The 24,164-nt window shown below is 31.7% G+C and carries 17 protein-coding genes and 1 tRNA gene; 8 read left to right on the top strand and 10 right to left on the bottom strand.

Annotated elements, in window-relative coordinates; genetic code table 11:
• The first annotated feature begins 19 nt into the window (after positions 1 to 19).
• Together mnmG and GQN54_RS02805 are read left to right on the top strand one after the other, a co-directional pair.
• On the top strand, positions 20 to 1,885 hold the full coding sequence (mnmG, locus tag GQN54_RS02810; protein ID WP_160631740.1) for a tRNA uridine-5-carboxymethylaminomethyl(34) synthesis enzyme MnmG: 1,866 nt from the start codon (positions 20 to 22) through the stop codon (positions 1,883 to 1,885).
• Between the two features lie 28 nt (positions 1,886 to 1,913).
• On the top strand, positions 1,914 to 2,798 hold the full coding sequence (locus GQN54_RS02805) for a class I SAM-dependent methyltransferase (RefSeq protein ID WP_160631738.1): 885 nt from the start codon (positions 1,914 to 1,916) through the stop codon (positions 2,796 to 2,798).
• Between the two features lie 270 nt (positions 2,799 to 3,068).
• Here GQN54_RS02805 and GQN54_RS02800 read toward each other — a convergent pair.
• Positions 3,069 to 3,142: transfer RNA gene (locus GQN54_RS02800), tRNA-Arg, on the bottom strand.
• Positions 3,143 to 3,224: 82 nt separating this feature from the next.
• Between GQN54_RS02800 and porZ the strand changes: the two genes are divergently transcribed.
• Positions 3,225 to 5,549, top strand: a complete 2,325-nt coding sequence (gene porZ / locus GQN54_RS02795) for a type IX secretion system anionic LPS delivery protein PorZ (RefSeq protein WP_160631737.1) — start codon at positions 3,225 to 3,227, stop codon at positions 5,547 to 5,549.
• Positions 5,550 to 6,263 carry a DNA repair protein RecO gene (gene recO / locus GQN54_RS02790; RefSeq protein WP_160631735.1) on the top strand — a complete coding sequence of 238 codons (714 nt, stop codon included), beginning with the start codon at positions 5,550 to 5,552 and terminating at the stop codon, positions 6,261 to 6,263.
• Here recO and GQN54_RS02785 read toward each other — a convergent pair.
• From GQN54_RS02785 to tatA, 6 genes are all read right to left on the bottom strand, one after another.
• Positions 6,260 to 7,135, bottom strand: coding sequence for a glycerophosphodiester phosphodiesterase (locus GQN54_RS02785; protein ID WP_160631733.1), 876 nt, complete (start codon positions 7,133 to 7,135; stop codon positions 6,260 to 6,262). The two genes, recO and GQN54_RS02785, sit on opposite strands and share 4 nt — an antisense overlap.
• Positions 7,125 to 7,694 carry a hypothetical protein gene (locus GQN54_RS02780; protein ID WP_160631731.1) on the bottom strand — a complete coding sequence of 190 codons (570 nt, stop codon included), beginning with the start codon at positions 7,692 to 7,694 and terminating at the stop codon, positions 7,125 to 7,127. Before GQN54_RS02780 ends, GQN54_RS02785 begins: the two co-directional genes overlap by 11 nt.
• Positions 7,669 to 8,673, bottom strand: a complete 1,005-nt coding sequence (locus GQN54_RS02775; RefSeq protein WP_160631729.1) for a DUF4837 family protein — start codon at positions 8,671 to 8,673, stop codon at positions 7,669 to 7,671. Before GQN54_RS02775 ends, GQN54_RS02780 begins: the two co-directional genes overlap by 26 nt.
• Positions 8,674 to 8,678: 5 nt before the next feature.
• Positions 8,679 to 10,175 (bottom strand): lytic transglycosylase domain-containing protein, encoded by a 1,497-nt coding sequence (locus tag GQN54_RS02770; protein WP_160631727.1) that lies wholly within the window; start codon positions 10,173 to 10,175, stop codon positions 8,679 to 8,681.
• 102 nt (positions 10,176 to 10,277) lie between these two features.
• A complete protein-coding gene (gatA, locus tag GQN54_RS02765) occupies positions 10,278 to 11,711 on the bottom strand; it encodes an Asp-tRNA(Asn)/Glu-tRNA(Gln) amidotransferase subunit GatA (protein ID WP_160631725.1) in 1,434 nt (477 codons plus the stop codon).
• Between the two features lie 24 nt (positions 11,712 to 11,735).
• Entirely contained in the window at positions 11,736 to 11,921 is a 186-nt protein-coding gene (tatA, locus tag GQN54_RS02760; protein ID WP_160631723.1) for a twin-arginine translocase TatA/TatE family subunit, read from the bottom strand.
• A gap of 74 nt (positions 11,922 to 11,995) precedes the next feature.
• Between tatA and GQN54_RS02755 the strand changes: the two genes are divergently transcribed.
• Positions 11,996 to 13,072, top strand: a complete 1,077-nt coding sequence (locus GQN54_RS02755; protein WP_160631721.1) for an NAD(P)/FAD-dependent oxidoreductase — start codon at positions 11,996 to 11,998, stop codon at positions 13,070 to 13,072.
• On the opposite strand, the gene GQN54_RS02750 is transcribed toward GQN54_RS02755, so the two are convergent.
• The 3 genes from GQN54_RS02750 to GQN54_RS02740 form a co-directional block, all read right to left on the bottom strand.
• Entirely contained in the window at positions 13,050 to 13,808 is a 759-nt protein-coding gene (locus GQN54_RS02750) for a response regulator (protein WP_160631719.1), read from the bottom strand. The genes GQN54_RS02755 and GQN54_RS02750 overlap by 23 nt on opposite strands.
• Positions 13,809 to 13,819: 11 nt before the next feature.
• The gene (locus GQN54_RS02745; protein WP_160631717.1) at positions 13,820 to 17,965 is read right to left on the bottom strand and encodes a PAS domain S-box protein; all 4,146 of its coding nucleotides are present in this window, start codon (positions 17,963 to 17,965) and stop codon (positions 13,820 to 13,822) included.
• A gap of 507 nt (positions 17,966 to 18,472) precedes the next feature.
• Positions 18,473 to 20,011, bottom strand: a complete 1,539-nt coding sequence (locus tag GQN54_RS02740; RefSeq protein ID WP_160631715.1) for a toxin-antitoxin system YwqK family antitoxin — start codon at positions 20,009 to 20,011, stop codon at positions 18,473 to 18,475.
• Positions 20,012 to 20,418: 407 nt separating this feature from the next.
• Here GQN54_RS02740 and rpiB point away from each other — a divergent pair, with 407 nt between their 5' ends.
• The 3 genes from rpiB (at position 20,419) to GQN54_RS02725 (ending at position 24,134) form a co-directional block, all read left to right on the top strand.
• Complete coding sequence (rpiB, locus tag GQN54_RS02735; protein WP_160631713.1) at positions 20,419 to 20,859, top strand: ribose 5-phosphate isomerase B; 441 nt, start codon at positions 20,419 to 20,421, stop codon at positions 20,857 to 20,859.
• 5 nt (positions 20,860 to 20,864) lie between these two features.
• Complete coding sequence (locus GQN54_RS15385) at positions 20,865 to 22,376, top strand: M28 family peptidase (protein ID WP_160631711.1); 1,512 nt, start codon at positions 20,865 to 20,867, stop codon at positions 22,374 to 22,376.
• Between the two features lie 207 nt (positions 22,377 to 22,583).
• The gene (locus GQN54_RS02725) at positions 22,584 to 24,134 is read left to right on the top strand and encodes an SDR family oxidoreductase (protein ID WP_160631709.1); all 1,551 of its coding nucleotides are present in this window, start codon (positions 22,584 to 22,586) and stop codon (positions 24,132 to 24,134) included.
• Positions 24,135 to 24,164 lie beyond the last annotated feature (30 nt).

The raw sequence follows: 24,164 nt of genomic DNA, 5'->3' as shown, positions 1-24,164 counted from the left end.
ACGTGAAACAAAAAAATATATGGAGAAAGAATATGATGTAATTGTAGTAGGAGGAGGTCATGCTGGTTGCGAAGCAACTGCTGCAGCAGCAAACATGGGCTCTAAAACACTACTAATTACGATGAACATGGGTACAATTGCACAAATGTCATGCAACCCTGCTATGGGTGGAGTTGCTAAGGGGCAAATTGTACGCGAGATAGATGCGATGGGAGGGTATTCTGGAATTGTTACTGATAAAACAGCAATCCAATTTAGAATGCTTAATCTATCAAAAGGACCAGCCATGTGGTCTCCAAGAGCACAGAGTGATCGTTGGTTATTTGCACAAGAATGGAGAATAATGCTAGAGCAAACTCCTAACGTAGAATTCTGGCAAGATATGGTTACTGGTTTAATAACTGAAAAGGGCGCAGTAAAGGGAGTGAAAACTTCATTAGGAATTGAATTCAAATCAAAAGCTGTTGTCTTGACAAATGGTACATTTCTAAATGGATTAATCCATATCGGAGAAAAAAATTTTGGTGGAGGAAGAGCAGCTGAAAGACATGCAACAGGAATAACAGAAGAGCTAGTAAAGCTAGGTTTTGAAGCAGGAAGAATGAAAACAGGAACACCGCCTAGAGTGGACGGTCGTTCTCTAGATTACTCCAAAATGGAAGAGCAAAAGGGTGATGAACACCCTTCAAAATTTTCCTATCATCCAACAACAAAACCATTAATTAACCAAAAGAGTTGTTATATAACATACACCAACGAAACAGTTCACAATACTCTAAGGGAAGGGTTTGATCGGTCGCCCATGTTTAGTGGAGCTATTGAAGGTACAGGCCCGAGATACTGCCCGTCCATTGAAGATAAAATTGAAAGATTTTCAGAAAGAGATAGACACCAGCTATTTGTAGAGCCAGAAGGTTGGAACACAGTAGAAATTTACGTCAATGGATTCTCAACTTCACTTCCTTTGGAGGTACAAGAAAAAGCAATAAAACAAGTTGCAGGTTTTGAGAATGCCAAAATATTTAGACCAGGATATGCTATAGAATACGACTACTTTCCACCCACTCAACTGAAGCATACACTTGAAACAAAATTAGTAGATGGACTATATTTTGCAGGTCAAATAAATGGTACAACAGGATATGAAGAAGCTGCATGTCAAGGATTGATGGCAGGAATTAATGCCCACCTTAAAATAAATGGAAAGGATGCATTAATTCTTAAAAGAGATGAGGCATACATTGGGGTATTAATTGATGACCTTATCACAAAGGGCACAAAAGAACCTTACCGCATGTTTACGTCGAGGGCAGAGTATCGAATTCTTTTGAGACAAGACAACGCAGACGTTCGATTAACTCCATTATCTCACAAAATTGGATTAGCAACAGACGTTCAATTAAGATTAGTAGAACAAAAGCAAAAGTCGTTGAAGGCCTTAATGAAAAAACTAGACAATTCTAGTGTTACCCCTGATGAGACCAATACTTATTTGAGCGAATCAGGAACTGCAAACATCAAGCAAAAAGTTAAGATTTCTAACATCCTAAGCCGACCACAAGTAAATATCAAATCCTTCGCACAAGCTGTTCCAACAATTAGTAGTCTAATTACAAATGAAGACCCCACAGTAATCGAACAAGCAGAAATTTTAATAAAATACCAAGGTTACATTGATAGGGAAAAAGAAATGGCTGAAAAAATGACGCGGCTTGAAGAGGTAAAACTAAATGAAGAAATGGACTATTTCCAATTCAAATCTCTATCGTCTGAAGCTAGAGAAAAGCTAAACTCTATAAAACCTAGAACTCTTGGACAAGCAAGTAGAATAAGCGGAGTATCTCCATCAGACATATCAGTACTAATGATTCACCTAGGAAGGTGATTTGTTCCACGTGAAACAAAACAAAAAAATGTATAAAAGAACACAATGCCCTATATGTAAAGGAGAGAAATTCTCTCCTTTTTTAATTGCAAAAGATTACACTGTAAGTAAAGAAAATTACAATATTGTCAACTGTGACAATTGCAACTTTAGGTTTACGAATCCAATACCAGAAGAAAGCCAAATTGGTGAATATTATAAATCTGAAGAGTATATTTCCCATAGTAATACAAAAAAAGGACTAATTAATAAGGTTTACCAAACTGTTCGTAATATCACATTAAATCAAAAAGAGAAACTTATTTCATCGGGAAGAACTAAAGGATTATTATTGGATATCGGATGTGGTACAGGAGAATTTCTACACCATGCACAACAAAAAGGATGGTCAACAGAAGGAATAGAACCTGATGCAAGTGCAAGAACTTTTGGTCAAAAAAACTATGACCTACAAATTTCAGATGAAAAAAGACTACAAACAATTGAAAGCAATACTGTAGATGTTATTACCATGTGGCACGTTCTAGAACATGTTTATCATCTAGATGATCGAGTAAAAGAACTCAAAAGAATCTTGAAAAATAATGGATCAATATATATTGCTGTTCCAAATTTAGAATCATTTGATGCGGAATACTATAAAGAACATTGGGCTGCCTATGATGTCCCCAGACACCTTTATCACTTTTCAAAAAACGATATGAATAATCTGATGAAAAAAAATGGACTGGTGGTGAAACAAATTATTCCGATGAAATTTGATTCTTTTTATGTTAGTATGTTAAGTGAAAAGTATAAAAATGGAAAACCTAATTTATGGAGATCTTTTAAAAATGGATGGAAATCTAATAAATTAGGTAGTAAAACCATGAATTATTCAAGTCTAATCTACAAAATTGAAATACAACCTTAAATAAACGCATTTAAGAACATTTAATTATAAAATGAATGTAGTGTCCAGCAACATAGAGAAATGCCATTAAAACCAGTCTATAGTATAAGGTATTATGTATTTGGTTTACAGCACTTAATAAATAAAAAACTTTCACCAACTAAAATTAGATTAAAATCCATTCATGGAAGAATCCTAAAGTATATCTGGAAGATAGAAGTCAACATTTTTAATACTCACTACTAAAATTAAAAAAGCCATCCTAATCAAACTAGGATGGCTTATAACATGTGACCCCGGCAGGATTCAAACCTGCAACCGTCAGAGCCGAAATCTGATATTCTATTCAGTTGAACTACGGGGCCAAAAGCGGCTGCAAATATAAACTAATTTTAGACAATAAATTTATCACGTGTTTAGTTATATTAACACCAAATTTAAACCAAAATGAAAAAAATTGTAACCGCAATACTCCCAACATTATTCATATTAAATGGAATCGCACAAGACAAACCTTTGGGCTCCTGGACAGATCATTTACCATACAGTAGTGGAGAGGTAGTAGCAATTGGGGGAGGTAAAATATATTGTAGTACGGGTTCAGCTATATTTTACATTGATAAAAATGATAATTCTGTCAATAGAAAAAGCAAAGTCAATGGACTTTCAGATGTTGGAATAAATTCATTGGCATATAATGAACAATCCCAAACCTTGGTGATAGGTTACACAAATGGAAATATTGATTTATTTAAAAATGAATCCATTTTTAATATTCCATTCCTAAAAAATAACCTTACCATTCCAAACAAAACCATTAATAATTTATTTGTAGATCAAGAATATATCTATTTATCGACAGGATTCGGAATAGTAAAAGTAAATACCAACAAGAGAGAAATATCAGACTCATATATAGTAGGAAATAATGGAACATACGACGAAGTATTTGATGTAACAGTATTGAGAGACACTATTTACGCAGCAACAAAAAATGGTGTAAAATACGCCTCGACAAAACTTAATTTAACTGATTACAGAAACTGGAAATTAATACCTGATATATCACGGTTTGAATACAGATCAATTGAAAAATTTGAAAACAACATCATTGCAATTTCAAAGAAAATATCAAATATCTCTGATAGCATCTATATAAAAAAAGGTAGTAAATGGACACAATATAAGGGTTTTCAAAAAGATGAAACTAAAGATGTAATAGCTATAAAAGACCATGCCTATTTTATATCTAACAGAGAAGTAGCAAAAATGAATTCCAACCATGAAATGATAGATACTGTATACAATTACAATGGTATCTCAAATTTTAACCCCTCGTACGTTGCTATTGATAATGAAACAAATAACCTATGGTATGCAGACCTTGATATTGGCTTAGTCAGACAAAATAATAATAACTATTCAACGTACAGTGCAAATGGTCCACGTATTAAAAATGTCTTTAAGCTAGAGGCAAATGGAGGAAAAGTATATGCAGTCCAAGGTGGATACAACTCTGCATACAATAATCTATATAAATATCCCGAAATAAGTATTTATAACTCTGGGACATGGAACTATCTTGTACCAGAAAATGAATCGAAACTCAACGGGACTTTTGACTTACTGAATATTACAATAAATCCTGCTAATAAAAATAATGCATTTATTGGTAGTTGGGGTGGAGGATTAATAGAATTACTTGACGATAGAGTAGTTAATGTATATGACAGTTCCAATTCTAGAGTACCTTCAAGGACTGCTTATAGTTGGTTTGGAATAGGAGGTAGCACATACGATGCTAATGGTAACCTATGGGTCTCGCATACCTATACCGACACATTAATTTCCGTGAAAAAAGCAAATGGGGATTGGTATAACTTTGGATTCCCAGAAGACATTTCCTCTGCAAAATCTGTAGGAGACATACTCATTTCGAATGCAGGAATAAAATGGGTACTTATACCGAGAGTAGGTTCTACCCTAGAGATTTTTGTATTCGATGATAATGGGACGATAGAAGATTTAAGTGATGATAGAAAATTATTATTAACATCTGCAACTGAGAATGGAAATATCCCCGGAGCTAGGGGATTAGTAGGTGCCGTAGATCAAGATGGAGAAATATGGATTGGGACAGATGACGGATTGGCCGTATTCTATAACCCAGATGGAGTATTTGAAGGCAATAAGAATGCACAACGGATACTAATTCAACAGGGAGCGGATGTTGAAATATTACTTGAAGCAATAAAAATATCTGACATTAAAATAGATGGCGCAAATAGAAAGTGGATTGCAACAGAAGGACAAGGTGTTTACTTACTATCGGAAGACGGATCAGAAGAAATTCTACATTTTACTATTAACAATAGCCCTCTTATTTCAAACAATGTGTTTGGGTTAGCAATTGATGATATTAACGGAGAAATATTCTTTGCTACAGAAGATGGAATTGTATCATATAAGGGAGATGCAACCAACGGTTTTAATGATTTTGAACAAGTAGAAATATATCCCAACCCAGTTAGACCTGAATATAGTGGACCAATTGCTATCCGTGGATTAGTTAATGGATCCATAGTAAAAATAACAGATATAAATGGAAAGTTAGTTAGAGAAATGAAGTCCTTGGGTGGTCAGGCTATTTGGGATGGAAATACTATCAATGGAGATAGAGCAGCAACTGGAGTATATTTGGTATTCAGTAGTTCTGGAGATGGAAACGGCAATTTAAAGACAAATGTTGGTAAGATATTGTTTATTAATTAAATGAATTTAAAAACACAAGCGATTGTTCTTAAGACGACGAAATACACCGATAAGAGTCTAATTATAAAACTATTTACAAAAGATTTTGGATTAAGATCATACATAGTATCCATTGGTAAAAAAAGTAATACAAAAGCTTCCTTTCAGGCATTAAATATGATAGAAATTGAAACCTACCAGAAAGGAAACAATCAAATGCCACGAATTAAAAACTCAAAAAACTATTATCATTTTAAAACCATTCAAACTAATATATACAAAACATCTGTTATTCAATTTCTTCAAGAACTACTGCATTCCACAGTAAAGGAAGAAAGCGCTAATGTGGATTTGTACGAATTTATTGAGGTTCATTTACAATATTTTGATGAAAGTATTGATTTTAATTCCAATTTTCATCTCTATTTTATCATAGAACTAACCAAATACTTTGGGTTCTACCCACAAGGAATATATATAAAAGGAGCTATATTTAATATAGAAGAAGGTCACTTCGAAAGGACCAACAAAGCTTCAAATATAATGAATAACAGACTCTCTGAAATTCTTTACCTCTTTACTAAAAGTAATATAGAAAACAACAGAGAAATAAAATTAAATGTACAAGATAGAAGAAGTTTACTAAACGATCTAATCGCTTTTTATCAATTTCATCTTGACGGATTCAAGGATTTAAAATCTATTGATGTCTTAGAATCAATCTTTTCTGATTAGCGTCTATTTAAAATATTCATCAATAACTCCACATTATCCGTTTGGATAAAATCCACATTATTTTTAATGGCCTTAATATGAGATCCTCGAGATTTAATATCAAAAACACTTACTTGTAGCCCATTATCATGAGCCAATTTAACTTGCTCTTTAGAGGTCTTCTCATAGTTTGCCACAATTCCTTTTCCTCCTATTTCTAATACTTTACTAACGCTTTCAGTCGTAATGTTTCCATCATACAATAATTGCACTTTTGAATTATAATCTTTTACCTTTCTCAAAAAGTCTAAATTTACAGACTCAACATAAATCCAATTATAACCATCGTATTTATGTATCAAATTAGTAACTCTAATGGCCATTTCATTCATCAAGCTATCTGTAAATGAAGTATTTTTTACAAAATAAACGCGCATATCAAGAAAGAATAATGGCTTAAGCGTATAGTGCTTAAATTCATTGATTACTATGTCTAACCGAGGTAAATACAAATCTTCGAAAAAGCGAGATGAGTTCGTTCGATAACTACAATCATCCAAATCACTGCTTAATCGCTGTCTAATCTCGCCTTGACAATTTGTTTTTGATTGTAATTGTAAATCATGATAGAGAAACAATTCACCATCACTACTCATTTGAACATCGACCTCGACGCCCTCAATTCCAAAACCATTTACGGCCCTTCTAATTGCCCGATATGAATTATCAGGTACCAAATTATCCGCATTTACAAATCCAGTACCCCCATGACCTATAATACCTACTTGATTACCATTTAAATTGTCAATTTCAAAATCATCCAATTTTTCACAACTTAAAAAGCAGAAACTGACAAATAAAACAGATAGGTATTTTATGCTATTAAAACTCATAATGAACATGTAGATCTATGAATAAATTAAATCCAAAGTTTTTCTGCTTTACTCCTAAACTGAGATTATTCAAAATTTCACGAAACATCCCAACTCCCATTTTCTCACCTATTCTAATTCGATCAGAAATTTTATAGTCAAGACCATTGCTTAAAAATATCTCATGTACACTATTCAGTTTATCTTTAAAGATACTTCTAGGATTATATGCTCTATTGTATGAATTCTGGTAATCGATGTTAACAAAAGACCTAGTTTTTTTATTCTCTGAAATAACATAATTCCAACCTAATTTTCCTCCGATAGGGCCTGTGTAATATAAATAGCTTTTAGAAAGTACATTTCTTATTCCGAGGTAAAATTGATGTCTTTTCAAGTTTACACCAAAAGTAGCATAGGTACTGTAACCAACAAAAGAATAAGTAGCTCCCACATTTACCAAATAGCAAACGGGTGTTATACTACTATCTGTTTGAGCTTTTACAGTTGAAGTGTGAAGAATGCAGTTAAAAATAAAAACGAATAGAAGCGTTTTAAGGGGTAATATTAGCTTTTTCATGGTAAGTGGTGAATAACGCTTCAAGTTCTCTTAAATACTCTCTATGATTAAATTTAGGGGCATAAACAAAGCCATATATATTAACCACTCTTTCTTCTTTAGAATCTAAAAAAGTATAATTAATAAAAGAGCCTCCCATGAATATTCCTTCCATTTTCCACAAGCCTGAAAGCTTTATAGCGTACTTTTCTTTAAAATTAATTTCTTCTTTTAAAACAGGATACTGCAACTCTACAGCCATATTTCCTTTTGGTTGCCCTTTTACATTGTAGATAAATGTCTCCATAGAATCTACAATCACTTTTGGTACAAAGGCGCTATCATTATTGTAAGAATAACTATAAACCATAACACCTTGTAGAATTTGATGCTCCCCAACAACTCTATTTTTTCGTACGAAAAAGAAATCACTAGAATCCATTGAAACAAAAAACTCTGAAGGAACCTTTAATGAGAACCCATGTTTTTCTAACAATTTGTTAGACTCATCAAGATCAACACCCTTTTCTAATTGAAGCTTCGAGCGTCGTAATTCTGCTTCATTAAACAGCTTCTGAAGTTTATCCTTATTCTTTGATAAAATAGCTGCAGCACTTTTATCATTTGGAGCAGATATCGTAACTATCATTTGATCCTGAGCCCAAACATCTTCTTTTATTTCTATTTGTGTTTTATTGGCGGAATTAATATCCAGTTCAAGTATATTACGCACTGTTTGTAACATACTCGTAAATCCTTTATGAGGTACTGTAACTACACTAAAAATAGGCTCACTACGAGGAACACCATAAACATCCTCGAGAAAAACTTGCTCCAAAGCTTCGCCAGTTAGCCCATTGGCATAGATCGTATCTAAAACAATTATAAGTTCACCAGATTTACCTGTACTCGCAGGTAAAGTTCGTTCGCTATTATCAAGTACGCACGAACCCAAAGAAAAGGTTAACAAAAAGAGGAAGAAGTAAATAATATTTTTCATACCAATTAGCTTGCCACAGGAACTTTTATTTTCATTCCAGGCTTAAGGTGCTTAAAATTCAAATGATTATTCATTTGCTTTAAATCATTTACTGTTATACCATTGTATTTCTTAGCAATATCCCATAAAGTATCCCCCGGTTGAATGACGTGGTACTTAAACTCCCCAGAAGTTGTTTTTTTTGAAACACTAGCTGTAGTAACAGGCTTAGAATCTGGAGCACCTGAGGTATAAATAGTTAATCGATCACCAGGATTTAATCGGGTAGATCTCATATTATTCCAAGCCATTAAATTACTGACACTTACTTTATACTTATTAGCTATAGAACCTAAATACTCTCCACTACGAACGCGGTGTACCACCATATTTTGTTCTACAATTTTTTCTTCTTCTCTAACATCTGCAATACTATCTGCCAACTCTTTACGTTGTAGGTCTGCATAAATATTAGTTTCATTGGTCAAATACAATCCTATTTTATCAGAAGGAAGGCAAAGAGGAAGGGGTTTATCCGAAGTGGGAATCAACTCTGCTTTATACATCGGATTAAAATAAGCAATATCCTTAACTGGCATGTCGATATAAGTAGACAAGTCCTTAAAAGTAAAACCTTTAGTTATCATTACAGTATCATACTTGATACAAGTATATTGTGGGTTTGTTGGAAAAATTTGATGTTCCAACGAATAATTCATAATATAATTTACCGCAATAAAAGCTGGAACATAGCCTCTTGTTTCACGTGGTAAGTAGTTGATTATTTCCCAATAATCGCGTTTTCCACCTGATCTTCTAATTGCTTTATTCACATTTCCAGCTCCTGAATTATATGCTGCTAAAACCAGGTTCCAATCACCATACATTTTATACATATCCGTCATGAACTCACAAGCAGCCACAGTAGATTTGTATGGATCCATACGTTCATCATAGTATGAAGTAATATTTAAATCATACATTTTACCCGTACGATACATGAACTGCCATAAGCCCATCGCACCGACCCGGCTTTTCGCTTGTGGATTCAATGCAGATTCTATCACTGCAAGGTACTTTAGCTCTAAGGGCATATCATATCGATCTAAAACTTCTTCAAACATTGGAAAATAAAAAGGAGCCAAACCTAAAATGTTGCTGGTTAACTGTCTTCTTCTATCAGCATACAATTTTATAAAAGCCTTTACATAATCGTTGTAAACTAAATCAAATGGCGTATTTCTATTTAATAATTCCAAACGATGTCTGATAATTGAATCGGTATGATCCTCTACTGTAGTAATGACTAAGTTGGTATCTCCATTACCAAACAATTTCTCATCTACTGAAAATTGTTTGGTAAATTTTCTAGCTATAATGCTATCTATCATTGCCAAAACTTCATCATCAGAAGAAATTATAAATGTAGTGTCAGATTTTTGGCTTTTGGAAACTACCCCAGAAGCTATCGCTGTTGTGCTTGCTACAATAAATGAAGCGACTAATACTAACTTGTTAATCATTAGAATTGGGTATTATTTAAACTACAACGAAGGTTAGGCCTTCTTTGGTATGTAAATTTCGTGAAATGTGAAATAGTGTAAGAGAAACAATTAAACACTTATTCACTTCGTACTGTTCATTATCTTTTTAGATATATCAAGCAATTTTTCTTCTTCAAACGCATCTGCCATTAATTGAAGTCCAAAAGGCATATTATTGCTCGTTTTTCCAATAGGTATTGAGATGGCTGGCATACCAACTAAATTAGCTTGAACTGTAAAGATGTCTTCCAAATACATTTCAATAGGATCATCACTTTTCTCACCAATTTTAAAAGCGGAATTGGTTGTAGTAGGTGATAATATAAAATCAAATTCTGCAAAAATCGCTTTTGTTTTATCGCGTAAAATTCTTCTTACTTTCTGTGCTTTTGCATAATAAGCATCATAATAGCCTGCAGATAAAACATAAGTACCTAACATTATTCTTCTCTTAACCTCAGCTCCAAAACCTTCAGATCGAGAATAAACATAAGTTTCTTCTAAATTTGAAGCATTTGGACTTCTATATCCAAAATGAACACCATCATATCTTGCCAAATTTGAAGAAGCTTCAGCAGTTGTTAAAACATAATAAGTTGGTACCATATAATCGAGAAATGGAAAAGAAATTGGTTCGACAATATGTCCTTCCTTTTTTAACCTTTCTATTTCATTATTTACCGTTTGTCTAACTTCTTCATTGAGTCCTTGATGTTGCAAACAATCTTTTATATAAGCTATTTTATACTTCTTATTCTCTTTTTCTTGAATAGACTGGGAGTAACTGGGAACAGCTTTACTGGAAGAAGTACTATCCATTTTATCATGGCCAGAAATAACTTCTAAAACTAACGCAGCATCGTCTACTGATTTAGTAAAAGGCCCAATCTGATCAAAAGAAGAAGCGAAAGCTATTAATCCGTTTCTAGAAACTCTGCCGTATGTTGGCTTAATTCCAACCACACCACAATACGATGCTGGTTGTCTAATAGATCCTCCAGTATCTGACCCTAAAGCTACTAGACATAATCCAGCCTGAACAGCAACTGCAGAACCACCTGAAGAACCTCCAGGTACGAAAGCTTCATTTTCTGCATTATGTGTAACACCAAAAGCTGAATTTTCAGTAGAACTCCCCATTGCAAATTCATCGCAATTTAAACGACCAATGATGATGGCATCTTCTTCCAATAACTTTTCTACTACAGTTGCAGAAAATAGAGATTCAAAGTTCTCCAACATTTTGGATGATGCAGAAACTTTATGACCTTTATAGACAATGTTATCTTTTATTCCAATAACCATTCCTGCCAATTTCCCTGCAGTTTTGGCAGTAATTTTTGAATCCACTTCTTTTGCTCTTTCTATAGCTGATTGATCAAAAGTTTCTAAAAAAGCATTCAAATTTTTACGTTCACTAATTCGGCTAAGGTATCCTTTAACCAATTGTTCACAAGATAAATCACCAGAAAGTAATTCCGTTTGAATCTCCGATAGAGAAGTGTATTCTTTCAATGTTATGAAATATTAGGTGTTGTATTATTTGTTTTCGTCTTTCTTATTTTCTTCTTCTTTACCTGTAGCATCTTTAAACTCTTTAATGCCTTTACCAACTCCTTTCATTAATTCAGGAATTTTCTTTGCACCAAACAATAATACTACGATTACCAAGATGATAATAATTTGGTTAGGACCAATAATACCTAAGATGATGTTTGAATCCATTATTTTTAGATTAGGTAACAAAATTAGTAATTTTTAATTCCCCATAGCTTGAATTCGCTAGTTTTGGACAATCTATGAAACAAGAAATTGATTACCTCATCGTAGGACAAGGAATTGCAGGAACTTTATTGAGTTATCAACTTATAAATAAAGGCTATAAAGTAAGAGTAATTGACGACAATCACGAATCATCAAGTACAATTGTAGCTGCTGGTTTAATAAACCCACTTGTGTTAAAAAGACTAACCAAAACATGGAGAGCTGAAGAATTTTTAGCTTATAATGAGTTGCATTATCATCAATTAGAAAAGCATTTAGCAACAAAATTTTATCATAAAACACCTATTCTAAAACTAATAAACTCCGAAGATGAAATTAAATATTGGAAGCATCGTTCAACTAATGAAGAAGTAAAAGCATATATTTCTGATCACTTTTTAGACCTATCTGAATATTCATTTCTAAAAAAATTCAAAGGTGCTTTAGTCAATAATACTGCTTGGATAGACACAACCGTTCTTCTTAAAGCCTATCAAAAAAATCTAATTAAGGATCATTTATTAATTAAAGAAAGCTTTAATTTCAACCAATTAACAATACAAGAAAAAACAGTAGAATACAATAATTTCGTAGCCAAGCATTTGATTTTTTGCCAAGGATTTAAATCCAATAATAATCCGTTTTTTGATTGGATACCACTAAGTTTAGTAAAAGGAGAATTAATTACTATTCATAGTAATGAAATGTCAGATGACTATATTTTTAATAAAAAAGTGTTTATCCTTCCTTTAGGAAATAATTATTATAAAATAGGTTCCACTTATGATTGGGGAGATTTGAGTTTAAATACAACAAAGGACAAAAAAGAGAGTCTATTGAATGATTTAAATGAACTAATTCAATGTAAATACACAGTAATTGAGCAAACTGCAGGTATTAGACCGGCAGTAAAAGATAGGCGACCTGTTTTTGGCAGCCATCCAATTCACCGAAACATATCTATTGTGAATGGTCTAGGATCTAGAGGATTAATGATGGCTCCTAAACTAATTGAAGAATTTATTGATTTTCAAGAAAATGGAACTGCTATGGATAAAGAGGTTGATTTAAAACGATATTATTCTGAATTTAAACCAGATTCAGCTTATTAAATAGCTCTTCTTTATATGATCCTCCAACAGGCAATATAACACTGCTCTTTTCTAAAATAAGATTTGGCATTTCAATGGCCTTAATTTGCTTTAAGTTAACAATGTATGACCGATGTATTCGTTGAAAAGTGTTGTCAGGTAATTTTTTTGCAATTTCCTTCATGGTAGAATGTATTGTATACTTCTCTGAACCAACATGGATAACCACATAATCTTTTAATGCTTCAACAAATAAAATATCTTCGTTATTAACCTTTATCAGTCTAGAATTAGATTTGACATATATAAAATCATTGTTTTTAGTATTCATCGAATACAAAACTTCTAATCTACTCTGAGTATTTAATTCCTTTTCCTTCTCTTTTTTATACTTATAAAGAGCCATTTCTATTGAAGTACGAAGATCGATCTCTTTAAAGGGTTTAATAATATAACCATAAGGCTCGGTAACCTTTGCTTTGCTTATGGTTTTCTCATCGGCATAAGCAGTTAAAAATACTACAGGAATAGAATATTTTTCTTTAATGGCTGCAGATGTCTCTATTCCAGACAACTTTCCCTTTAACATGATATCCATTAAAATTAAATCAGGTTTTTCACTTTTTATGGCTTCTAAAGCACTTTCTCCTGATGAATGAGAACCCAATACATCATATCCAATTTTATTGAGACACACTTTGATATCTCGTGCAACAATTGCTTCATCTTCAACAACTAATATTTTTACCTTAGACATATTTGCTAGTTTTAGTTATCCTTTCTAAATTTAATAATGAATTTGGTTCCATTAGTCCTATCTAACTTTATATCTCCCTCCAATTGTTCCACTAAACTTGATATCAACTGTAATCCAAGAGTTTGTGTATTTTCTATATCAATTGATTCTGGAATTCCAACTCCATTATCGCCCACTTCTAACTTTACAAATTCATTTTCCAAAGTTAACATTATCTTTATAATCCCACCTCTATGAATATCAAAAGCATATTTGAGCGAATTCGAAATTAATTCATTCATAATTAATCCACAAGGAATTGCCAAATCTAAATTGAGATAAATTTTATCAATATTTAATTCTAATTTAATCGTATCATCAAATACATCATAGGTTCTAAACAGGTTCTGAACGAGATTAGTAATGTATTCTGAAAAATTAATTCTTGAAAAATCTTTGTTAGTATATAAGCTTTCATGAATAAAGGCCATAGACTTTATTCTATTCTGACTTTCTTTCAAAATTTGAAGAGTTCCAGGATCCTTAACATAAGCACTTTGAAGATTAAGAATACTAGAAATAACTTGCATATTATTCTTGACACGATGATGCACTTCTTTTAAAAGCACTTCTTTCTCCGCTAAAGATTCTTTTAAACTTTTTTCAGCTACCTTTTTTTCTGTGATATCATGAGCTATACAAGATAACTCATCAATAGAACCATCTTCTTTAATTATTGGATTTATAAATATTTCACGATAATGTTTATTGTTCAATTTATCGGTTTGTTCAATTTCAAAATGAAAATGTTCTCCAGAAAAACCAATAGTAAAATAATGGAGCCATTTATCTTTTTCCTCCTTTTCAGAAATATTTGTTGCTTCAAAAAAGTCTTTACCAAACTTTACTTGTTGATCATAAAACAATTCAATATCCGTTGCATAATTTTCATTAAAAGAAATAAGTTGAAAAGATTTATTCACCATAAAGAAGTAATGAGAACTACTTTCTATAATGGTTTTTAATTTGGCAGCTTGTAATTTATTCTTTTCTTCACTTCTTCTTAAAATTTCTTCTGCTTCCTTGATATCTGTAATATCTTTGCCTACAGCCATAATACCCATGACAACTCCTTGAGTATTGTATAAATAGGACATAGATAAATAACTAATAAATACGCTTCTATCCTTGCGTATGGATTTTACTTCACCAATGAATTGGCCATCTGTTTCTAATTTCCTAAAAACTTCATTGCATTCCTTTTGATCTGCAAATAATTCATTTAAACTATGGCCCAGTACTTCATTTTTATTGTAGTTAAATTGTTTTCTAGCAGCTAAGTTGAATTCATTGATATAACCATTAATACCGGCAGTATAAATCATATCAATTGAACTTTCAATAATTCCTGCAGTATATGATTGAGAAAGTGTCAATTGATTCTCAATTTTTATTCTTTCTTGAATTTCTTCTTTCAATAATAAATTCGCACTTTCTGCTAATTCGGCACGTTTCTTTTCTTCTTCAATTTGCTTCTTAGTAGTAATATCAATAAAGGTAATTAGTACACAATCCTTTTCATTATAATTAATCTGATTGGCTCTAATCTCAATATCAATTATTTTTCCCTTTCTATTGACTATTCTTCGTTCTTGTACACCAATTGAATCTCCTTGATTAACAGAATCAATATCTTCAAATAATTGATAATCACCTTTTGGAATAAATTCTTCTATTGATTTATACAATAATTCAAACCCAGATTCATATTTCAATATTTCTATTCCTTTACCATTAATGAACTGAATTTTACCTTCATAAATAATAGCTATTCCGTAATTAGAATTATCTATTAAAGTTTTATATTGGTCTTTACTCTCTTGTAATTTTTTCTCTACCTCTACTAAATCAGTTATATCAATAATATTTCCTTCAATGAATTTTACCTCATTATTATCATCATAGATAATTGAAGCACTGATTAAAATACAAATGACATTCCCATTCTTTGTTTTTAATTCTATTCTTTTCGATTTTATAGATTTATTCTCTATTAGTTCTTCAATTATTCCATTCCTATCAGTTTCATTAGAATAAAAATTTAATGCATTTCCTGTTTCTAGTACTTCCTCTACTGAATCATACCCCAATATTATAGCAAAAGATGGATTACAATCTAATACTTCACCATCAATTGTAGAACGATAAACACCAGATAAATTTCTCTCATATAATTGTCGGAACTTCTCTTCACTTTTTTCTAAAGCTTCTTCGTATTTTTTCTTCTCTGTTATGTCTTGTAATGTTCCATAAATATTAGTTGGAATACCATTTTCATCCAATTTTACTTGGCCTTTGGTATTCACCCATTTGATATCTCCATTTTCACTAACTAATCGAAAATCAATAGTATAAGATTCTTTACTATTAGTTACATAACCAATTGACTCTTTAACAAATGCATAATCATCTGGATAAATAAACTTTTTAAATCGTGCTCTATCTACCTTTATTTCATCACCTTTTACACCAGTGATGGATTCAATATTTTTCCAAACAGCGTCTCCCGTTGATAAATCTATATCCCATAAAATGGTTTTTGAAGCCTCTAATGTTAAATCAAGTATTTCTTGCTTATTCTTTAATAATTCATTGGAGTGTTCTATTTCAGTAATATCAACGATTTGAGAAATAGAACGTGGATGAGGACTATCTTTCTCTTGATCTGTAATGATATTTAGTATTGTGTGAATGACATTCCCATCTTTCTTAATGTACTTTTTCTCCGTTGTAAATGTTTCATAATTTCTATCCTGTATTTGACATATTATTTTTTCATCAATTTCAGCATCATCAGGATGAATAATTGAAACGACATTCATTGTTTTTAATTCATCAGCGGAATAGCCAAACAATTTGATAAAAGCTTTATTGAAATCTATAAAATCACCAGTATGTGAGGTTATACACATAGCAATTGGTGCATTCTCAAATAACTTATAAAATCGATCTACAGAACTAGCTAACTCAGATTGATACTTATATTGTTCAGTAACGTCTCTGATTACAGAAAGACACAATTTCGAGTTATCATAATTAATTAATTTTGAATCAATTAATATACTTAATTGACGACCATTTTTTGTTTGAATAACATATTCAGCATCCTTTATTATTCCATTCTGCCAAAACAAAACACGATCTAATTGATACGTTTCTTGAAAAGATTCATTCAATAATTTATAAAATGATTTTCCAATCAACTCTTCTTTTTCATAACCTAAAACTTCTAAAAATTTATTATTTACCTGTTCTATTATTCCAAATTCATTCTCAGAATACATTATAACTGGCGAATTCTCATAAATTTCTTTTAAATGTCTTTCATTATTTTTTAATTCTCTTTCTGTTCTTAATCGTTCTGAAATATCTCTAGAAGTAGAAATTAAAACATCTTCTCCAAAATACTTACCCTTTCGAAGTATTACTTCCAATGGAATAATTTTCCCATTATAATCCTTTACTTCTTTTATAAATTTTATAGAAGTATTGGTTTCCCAAACTTTTCTATTTTGCTGTAATCTCCATTCTATATCTTCATTAGGACTAAATACCGAAACTCCTTTTCCTGTATAATCACCTTTTGCACAACCTAACTTAGCAGCAAGTGAACTGTTATAATCAATTAAATTACCATCAACATCTTGGATACAAATATATTCTGAACTATATTCAAAAAGATATTTATAAGATTCTATGCTAATTTGAGTATTAATTTCAGATACTTTTTTAGAGGAAATATCTGATAAGGAAAAGAATAAATACTGATCATTATTAAGATCATATGAATTGTATTCAATTTCCAAATAGCTGTAATTTTTTAATTGTAAATCAATTTTTTCTGAATCTTTATCAAATTTAAATTCACTAAATATCTTAGTTTTTAAAAATTCAATACTTCTTAAATCTCTTCCTATAAGATCATTTTGATCTATACCTAAAAAGTCTACTGCACTTTTACTAATATCTTTAATTTCAATTTTATCCTGAAACTTTTGACAAATAATTAAATAATCAGATGAATTTCTAAAAAGGTGATTAAATATTTGATTTTTCTTTCTCCCTTTACTTTTATTGTTTACCCGGTAAGTAGTAATAAAAAAGGAAGTAATTATCATGGCTAAGTATGTAACAAGAATAGTTGTAAATCCTATAATTACAGTATCAACCTTGAATAAAACAGTAAAAAAACATAAGGAGAAAAAAGTAAAGAAAAATATAAAATTTTTGAGTGTGTTAATTGTGAAAATAACACATATCATCACTAAAAGAAAGATAAAATAACTGTATTCGGAAAAATTGTTATCATACAATATAAAAGATGTAGATGCAGCGGAAATAGTGATTAATAAGAAAACATATTTGAATAAGTTTTCCTTAATAAACCTACTTATAAATGAGAATATTAATCCTAAAAAATAAAAAACTGCTAATACTAACTGAACATTAAAATTGAATTCAAATAAGTTGGAGTTTCTGGCGTGATAAGATAATATGAGTGTTAAACAACACCCGAAGAATAAATAAACTCTGGCATAATCGTACGATTCAAAATAATACTTTTTAATTGGATGTTTAGAGTTTTTAAAAGGCCACATTGTAGGTAATATAAAAAAGCAAGATATCTAATTTTTTTCAGTTTTAAATTTCTGACCATCAATTTTATATTCCTTACCATCTTTATATTGAATAGTAATAAGTAAATTACCTAGTTCATCATATTTCTTCCAAATACCATCTTTTTCACCATAACTAAAATTACCTTCCATTCTGATTTTACCATTTGGATACCACCACCTATGCCTTCCTTCAGGACTATCTTCAATAAACTTTCCTTCAAAAACTTTTTCTCCATTGATATGAAAATGTTCCCATAAACCATTCTTAGTTCCATAAACGTATTTTCCTTTTTCAATGTGATCATTCATTTCATAATACCATTCACCTTCTTTATATCCATCAATATAATCGCCTTTGGTAATAACGGTTCCACTATCTGTTTTTTCCACCAAAAATCCATCTTCAAAACCCATTCTATACTGTTCATAACGCAATGTATCTCCATTTTGATAATACCAAATCCAGTCATTTATAGGTTTTCCATTTTTATTGTATTTTCCTATTTGCTCAGCTTTACCATTTTCATAATAATATTTCCATTTATTATACTTTTGGTTATCAAGATATTCACCTTCATTCTTTAATTTACCGTTCAAATAATATTCTTTCCAATATCCTTGTTTTCTACCTTGTTTATCAATTGTTCCACCTTCTGCTATTAAAAAATCATTGTTAAAAATAGAAGATTTTACAACTTCTCCACTATCATTAAATTGTCTAGAGACTCCATCTTTTTGACCTAAAGCATTATAGGTTGTTTCTTCAATCACTTTTCCATTATCGGAGTAAGTTGGTATTATCTCAAAATTGATAGAATTTTCTCCCTCCTCTTGTAAAATTCCATCAATGTATAATTCGGCTTTAACTAATTGACCATCGGGTGAATAATACTTTAAATAACCATTCAATAAATTATTTTTGTAAGTGGCTTCTGTCTTAGTTCTTCGATTGTTATAAAAAGTTTTCCATATTCCCACTTTAAGATTATTCTTATCATATCTATTAATTTCTTCCTTTCTTGATATGAACCCTTTATTGTAATCAACAATCAAAATAACTCGACCATCTTTGGCATAAAAGTATGCTGTTCCATTTTCTTTATTCTCATTAAAAGGAATTTCACTTTCTAAAATTTTATCTTTAGTTGGATAGAAGTTTTTAACAATGCCTTCAATAATTCCATTAACATATGGCTCTTCTTTAATTATGTAACAACTATCATCGTATGAAATAGTTAAACCATTCTTAACTTCCTCTTTATAATTGATAATTTTAGCTTTATCGCCAAACTCATTGTAAAAAATCCAAGGACCATCTAACAAATAATTTTCTCGATTACCTTCAGATTTCAACAATCCATTTTCATAGTAAGAAATCCAATATCCATTTGGTTTTCCATTTTCTAAAATCCCATGACTGGAAATCTGTTGATTGGAATAATAAAAAGCTTTATAGTTTTTTGAAGTGGTATCCACTTTTCCAACTTGAGCAAAAAGTGAAATTGAAAAAATGAGAGAAAAGAAATAAAGAAATGATTTAAACATTATATAATAATATTATTTTTTTTAAAATTTAAAATCTACTATTACTATTATGGCGTTAACACTGTGTACAATTAAAATTAGGTTTAGTAGGATTAATGACTTGTACAATTATGATAACATTCTATTAACATAAATTTTACTTTTAACTATTTGAATATTATCCAATTTAAAAGGATATTAACAAGTTGTTAAAAGGTTATAGTATTGATAACTTCACTACAATATTACTGTTTAAAATAGTTGGTTTATCGTTAATAAATCGGCTGCAAAAAATTATAACTAATAGTGGTTTATTAAAAGATTTGTACAGCTAACAATAAAATTAACTAAAGCAACTTTACTTTTGCTTTTTTATTCAACTTTATAAACGATTATTAACACCTAATTTGTCAATAAAATCATAACTCATGAAAATAAGCAAAATAGCCATTGGTGGTGACCACGCAGGATTTGAATTAAAGAACAACTTAGTGAAGTTCTTACAAAATAAAGGAATTGAGGTTGAAGACTTTGGTCCTTTTACAGAGGAAAGTTGTGATTATGCAGATGTAGCACATCCATTATCGGAGACTGTTCAATCCAAAAAAGTTGATTTAGGGATATTAATATGTGGAAGTGGAAATGGAATAGCAATTACTGCAAATAAGCATCAAGGAATCCGTGCAGCAATTTGTTGGGTAGAAGAATTAGCAGCATTAGCTCGTCAGCATAATGATGCTAATATTTTGGTGTTACCTGCTAGATTTATTTCAGAAGCCGAAGCGATTAAATGTGTAGAAAAATTTATTACAGAAGATTTTGAAGGAGGACGTCACTTAAGAAGAATTGAAAAAATACCTGTAAATTAAGAGTTATGAGAATAAAGATAACCGCACTATTTTGTTTATTAAGTGGATTTGTAATTGGTCAAAGTCAAGATAGTATAGCCCTAAAATATGCCAATACAATTACTGCAAATGAAATGAGTACTCACCTTCATGTAATTGCTTCAGATGAGTATCAAGGTAGAGAGACTGGAAAGGAAGGACAGAAAATGGCCATGGAGTTTTTAGTTAATTACTTTAAAAAAACAGGGTTTGAACCTGTTGAAAACTATGGTTATGTTCAGCAATTTCCTTTGGTTGAGCAAATGGCAGAAGGAATTAGTTTGTCTATTAACAATAAAAAGTTTCAGTTTTTTGATGATTTTTTCTCTTTTCCATCTATAACTCCTTCAGCTAATTTTAATACATCTATTGTATTCGGTGGTTTTGGAATTTCTGAGCTCAAATGGGATGATTATAAAAATGTTGATTTAACTAATAAAATAGTTTTACTGCTAGATGGCGTACCTTCTAAAGTGAATTTAGAAAAGGAATGGACCATAAAAGACAAAATAGATTTAGCTAAGAAAAAGGGAGCGAAAGCTATTTTTGTGACAGTAAAAGATTACGACACCTATGTGAAGCGATATGACCATTATATTAAAAAGGCAAAAATGGACTTGAAATCCAATATGGAAGAAGAGGGTTTTGTGCCTGTTTATAGAGTAAACGATAAAATTAAAGAAGAGATTTTATCTACAAATGGGGTTAAAGAGAAAAAGTATCTAAAAGGAAAAAGCATCAAGCAAAAACAATTTGCGAAAGCCAACTTGGTGATAGAAAAGGAAACAAATGAGTTTTTTGGAGAGAATGTTTTAGCTTATATTGAAGGAACAGAAAAACCTGATGAATTAATTATTGTTACTGCACATTACGATCATATAGGGGCGGAAGGAGATGTAGTTTTTAACGGAGCTGATGATGATGGAAGTGGAACCGTGGCACTAATGGAACTAGCTCAAGCTTTCAAAATGGCTTCTGAACAAGGAAATGGACCCAAAAGAAGTATTCTATTTATGCCAGTATCTGGAGAAGAAAAAGGATTATTGGGTTCAGAGTACTATTCTAAAAACCCAGTATTTCCGTTGGAACAAACAGTGGCCAATTTGAATGTGGATATGATTGGGAGATTAGATGAAGCTCATGAAGGGAATCCAAATTTTGTGTATTTAATTGGATCGGATAAATTGAGTTCAGATTTACATCAAATCAGTGAAAACGCCAATGAAACCTACACCAAACTAGAATTAGATTATACCTTCAATGATGAGAATGATCCAAATCGATTTTACTACCGATCAGATCATTACAACTTTGCTAAAAATGGCATTCCAGTGATTTTTTACTTTTGTGGAGTACATGAAGATTACCACAAAGAAACCGATACTGTTGATAAAATTGACTTCAATAAGATGGAAACCATTACTAAACTAATTTTCCATACTGCTTGGGATTTAGTCAACAGACCAGATCGAATTGTTGTGGATGGTGAGATAAAATAAATTGACTTAAAAAAAGAGCTGCAGTGATGTGGCTCTTTTTTTGTTATCTAATTATAATAAGGGCGTCACTAATTTGTAACGGCATTTACCATATTTATATCACCAAGCATGACAGAAACTATTGAATAATCTTTAAATTTTATAGTTTGCGGCATTTCAACGTATAAATGCTATAATTTTGCCCCTAGAATTGATTTTAAAATTTTCATGGAGAAGCAAGCCGAAGACCATTTGAGTAAAGCAGACATTGATAAATGCATTGCCATTTTGCAGCAACTGAATGTGAACAGTGGCCTTTTTGTAGAATTGTCTGAACAACAAAGAATCGATTTGATGAAAGCGGCCGGTAAATTGTCTCGTCCAACAAAGGATGAGCTAAACAAACGCCGAAAAGATACCAAGAAGGCCGCCAAGCGGAAGCAATTGGAAAGAGATCGGCATGCACGAAATAAAACAGGAATTAGAAGTGCACGTGAGGCTACGGTATTTGTCGCTCCTAAATTGTTACCTGAATTAGAGTTAAAAACAGCAGAAAGCTTAAAACTAAAATCGCCTCGGAATTGCTACGTCTGCAAAACCATGTACGATACGTTGCATCATTTTTACGATACCATGTGTCCTGAATGTGGGGATTTTAACTATGCCAAACGTTTCCAAACGGCAGACTTAACAGATCAAGTGGCAGTAGTAACAGGTTCTAGATTAAAAATTGGTTACCATATTACGCTAATGATGCTTCGAGCAGGGGCCACAGTAGTTGCCACTACACGATTTCCAGTAGATTCAGCAGAGCGTTTTGCCAAAGAAGAAGATTTTGAGAAGTGGGGACACCGTCTACATATTCATGGATTAGATTTACGCCACATTCCAAGTGTGGAGTTGTTTTGCAATTACATAGAACATAAATACAATCGATTAGATATTCTAATTAATAATGCGGCTCAAACCGTAAGACGACCTGCTGGTTTTTACAAACACTTGATGAAAGGGGAAGAAACGCCTTTTGAGCAATTATCAACTGCCGTTCAAGACTTATTAAAAGATCATCAGTTTTGCATCAACGAATTGGGGAACCACGAAGAAAAAGTAACCCAAAGCCAAGCCAACAATACATTATCTGTGAGTTGGCATGCACCTGACATCGGAATTGGACTAAAGTCTTCGGCTCAGTTGTCACAGATACCATATAGTTTTGATAATACTATTACTCCTGAAGAAATTTTTCCAGTTGGTAAATTAGATGCAGATCTGCAGCAAGTAGATTTGAGAAAAACCAACAGTTGGAGATTGCGATTGGGAGAAATTGAGACACCTGAAATGATAGAAGTTCAGTTGGTAAATGCAGTGGCGCCTTTTGTGTTGTGTAATCGTTTGTCTAACCTGATGAAGAAGGAAAACACAGGAATGAAACACATCATTAATGTATCTGCAATGGAAGGTAAATTCCATCGTTTTCACAAAGAAGATCGTCATCCGCATACCAATATGGCCAAAGCGGCTTTAAACATGATGACCCACACTTCTGCAGCGAGTTTTGCCAAAGATGGCATCTACATGAATGCAGTAGATACTGGTTGGGTGACGGATGAAGATCCAGTGGAATTGTCGAAGCATAAAGAAGAAGTACACGACTTTCAGCCTCCGTTAGACATCGTAGATGGAGCAGCAAGAGTGATGGATCCTTTGTTTGACGGCATCAATACAGGAAAGCACTGGTGTGGTAAATTCTTAAAAGATTATATGCCGATTGATTGGTAAGTATTAGAAGTATCAATTCAGTATATTAGC

It is taken from the genome of Acidiluteibacter ferrifornacis (assembly GCF_009909615.1).
In the GTDB taxonomy this organism is placed as follows: Bacteria; Bacteroidota; Bacteroidia; order Flavobacteriales_E; family Vicingaceae; genus Acidiluteibacter; species Acidiluteibacter ferrifornacis.
This window is presented reverse-complemented; position numbering and strand designations above follow the sequence as displayed.

Bases quoted from the DNA above. Each gene is read 5' to 3' on its own strand.
- GQN54_RS02785 (WP_160631733.1), bottom strand. From the start codon at position 7,135: ATGAGTTTTAATAGCATAAAATACCTATCTGTTTTATTTGTCAGTTTC.
- recO (WP_160631735.1), top strand. From the start codon at position 5,550: ATGAATTTAAAAACACAAGCGATTGTTCTTAAGACGACGAAATACACC.
- rpiB (WP_160631713.1), top strand. From the start codon at position 20,419: ATGAAAATAAGCAAAATAGCCATTGGTGGTGACCACGCAGGATTTGAA.
- GQN54_RS02780 (WP_160631731.1), bottom strand. From the start codon at position 7,694: ATGAAAAAGCTAATATTACCCCTTAAAACGCTTCTATTCGTTTTTATT.
- porZ (WP_160631737.1), top strand. From the start codon at position 3,225: ATGAAAAAAATTGTAACCGCAATACTCCCAACATTATTCATATTAAAT.
- GQN54_RS02755 (WP_160631721.1), top strand. From the start codon at position 11,996: ATGAAACAAGAAATTGATTACCTCATCGTAGGACAAGGAATTGCAGGA.
- GQN54_RS02775 (WP_160631729.1), bottom strand. From the start codon at position 8,673: ATGAAAAATATTATTTACTTCTTCCTCTTTTTGTTAACCTTTTCTTTG.
- GQN54_RS15385 (WP_160631711.1), top strand. From the start codon at position 20,865: ATGAGAATAAAGATAACCGCACTATTTTGTTTATTAAGTGGATTTGTA.
- GQN54_RS02745 (WP_160631717.1), bottom strand. From the start codon at position 17,965: ATGATAATTACTTCCTTTTTTATTACTACTTACCGGGTAAACAATAAA.
- tatA (WP_160631723.1), bottom strand. From the start codon at position 11,921: ATGGATTCAAACATCATCTTAGGTATTATTGGTCCTAACCAAATTATT.
- GQN54_RS02750 (WP_160631719.1), bottom strand. From the start codon at position 13,808: ATGTCTAAGGTAAAAATATTAGTTGTTGAAGATGAAGCAATTGTTGCA.
- GQN54_RS02805 (WP_160631738.1), top strand. From the start codon at position 1,914: ATGTATAAAAGAACACAATGCCCTATATGTAAAGGAGAGAAATTCTCT.
- GQN54_RS02770 (WP_160631727.1), bottom strand. From the start codon at position 10,175: ATGATTAACAAGTTAGTATTAGTCGCTTCATTTATTGTAGCAAGCACA.
- GQN54_RS02725 (WP_160631709.1), top strand. From the start codon at position 22,584: ATGGAGAAGCAAGCCGAAGACCATTTGAGTAAAGCAGACATTGATAAA.
- GQN54_RS02740 (WP_160631715.1), bottom strand. From the start codon at position 20,011: ATGTTTAAATCATTTCTTTATTTCTTTTCTCTCATTTTTTCAATTTCA.
- mnmG (WP_160631740.1), top strand. From the start codon at position 20: ATGGAGAAAGAATATGATGTAATTGTAGTAGGAGGAGGTCATGCTGGT.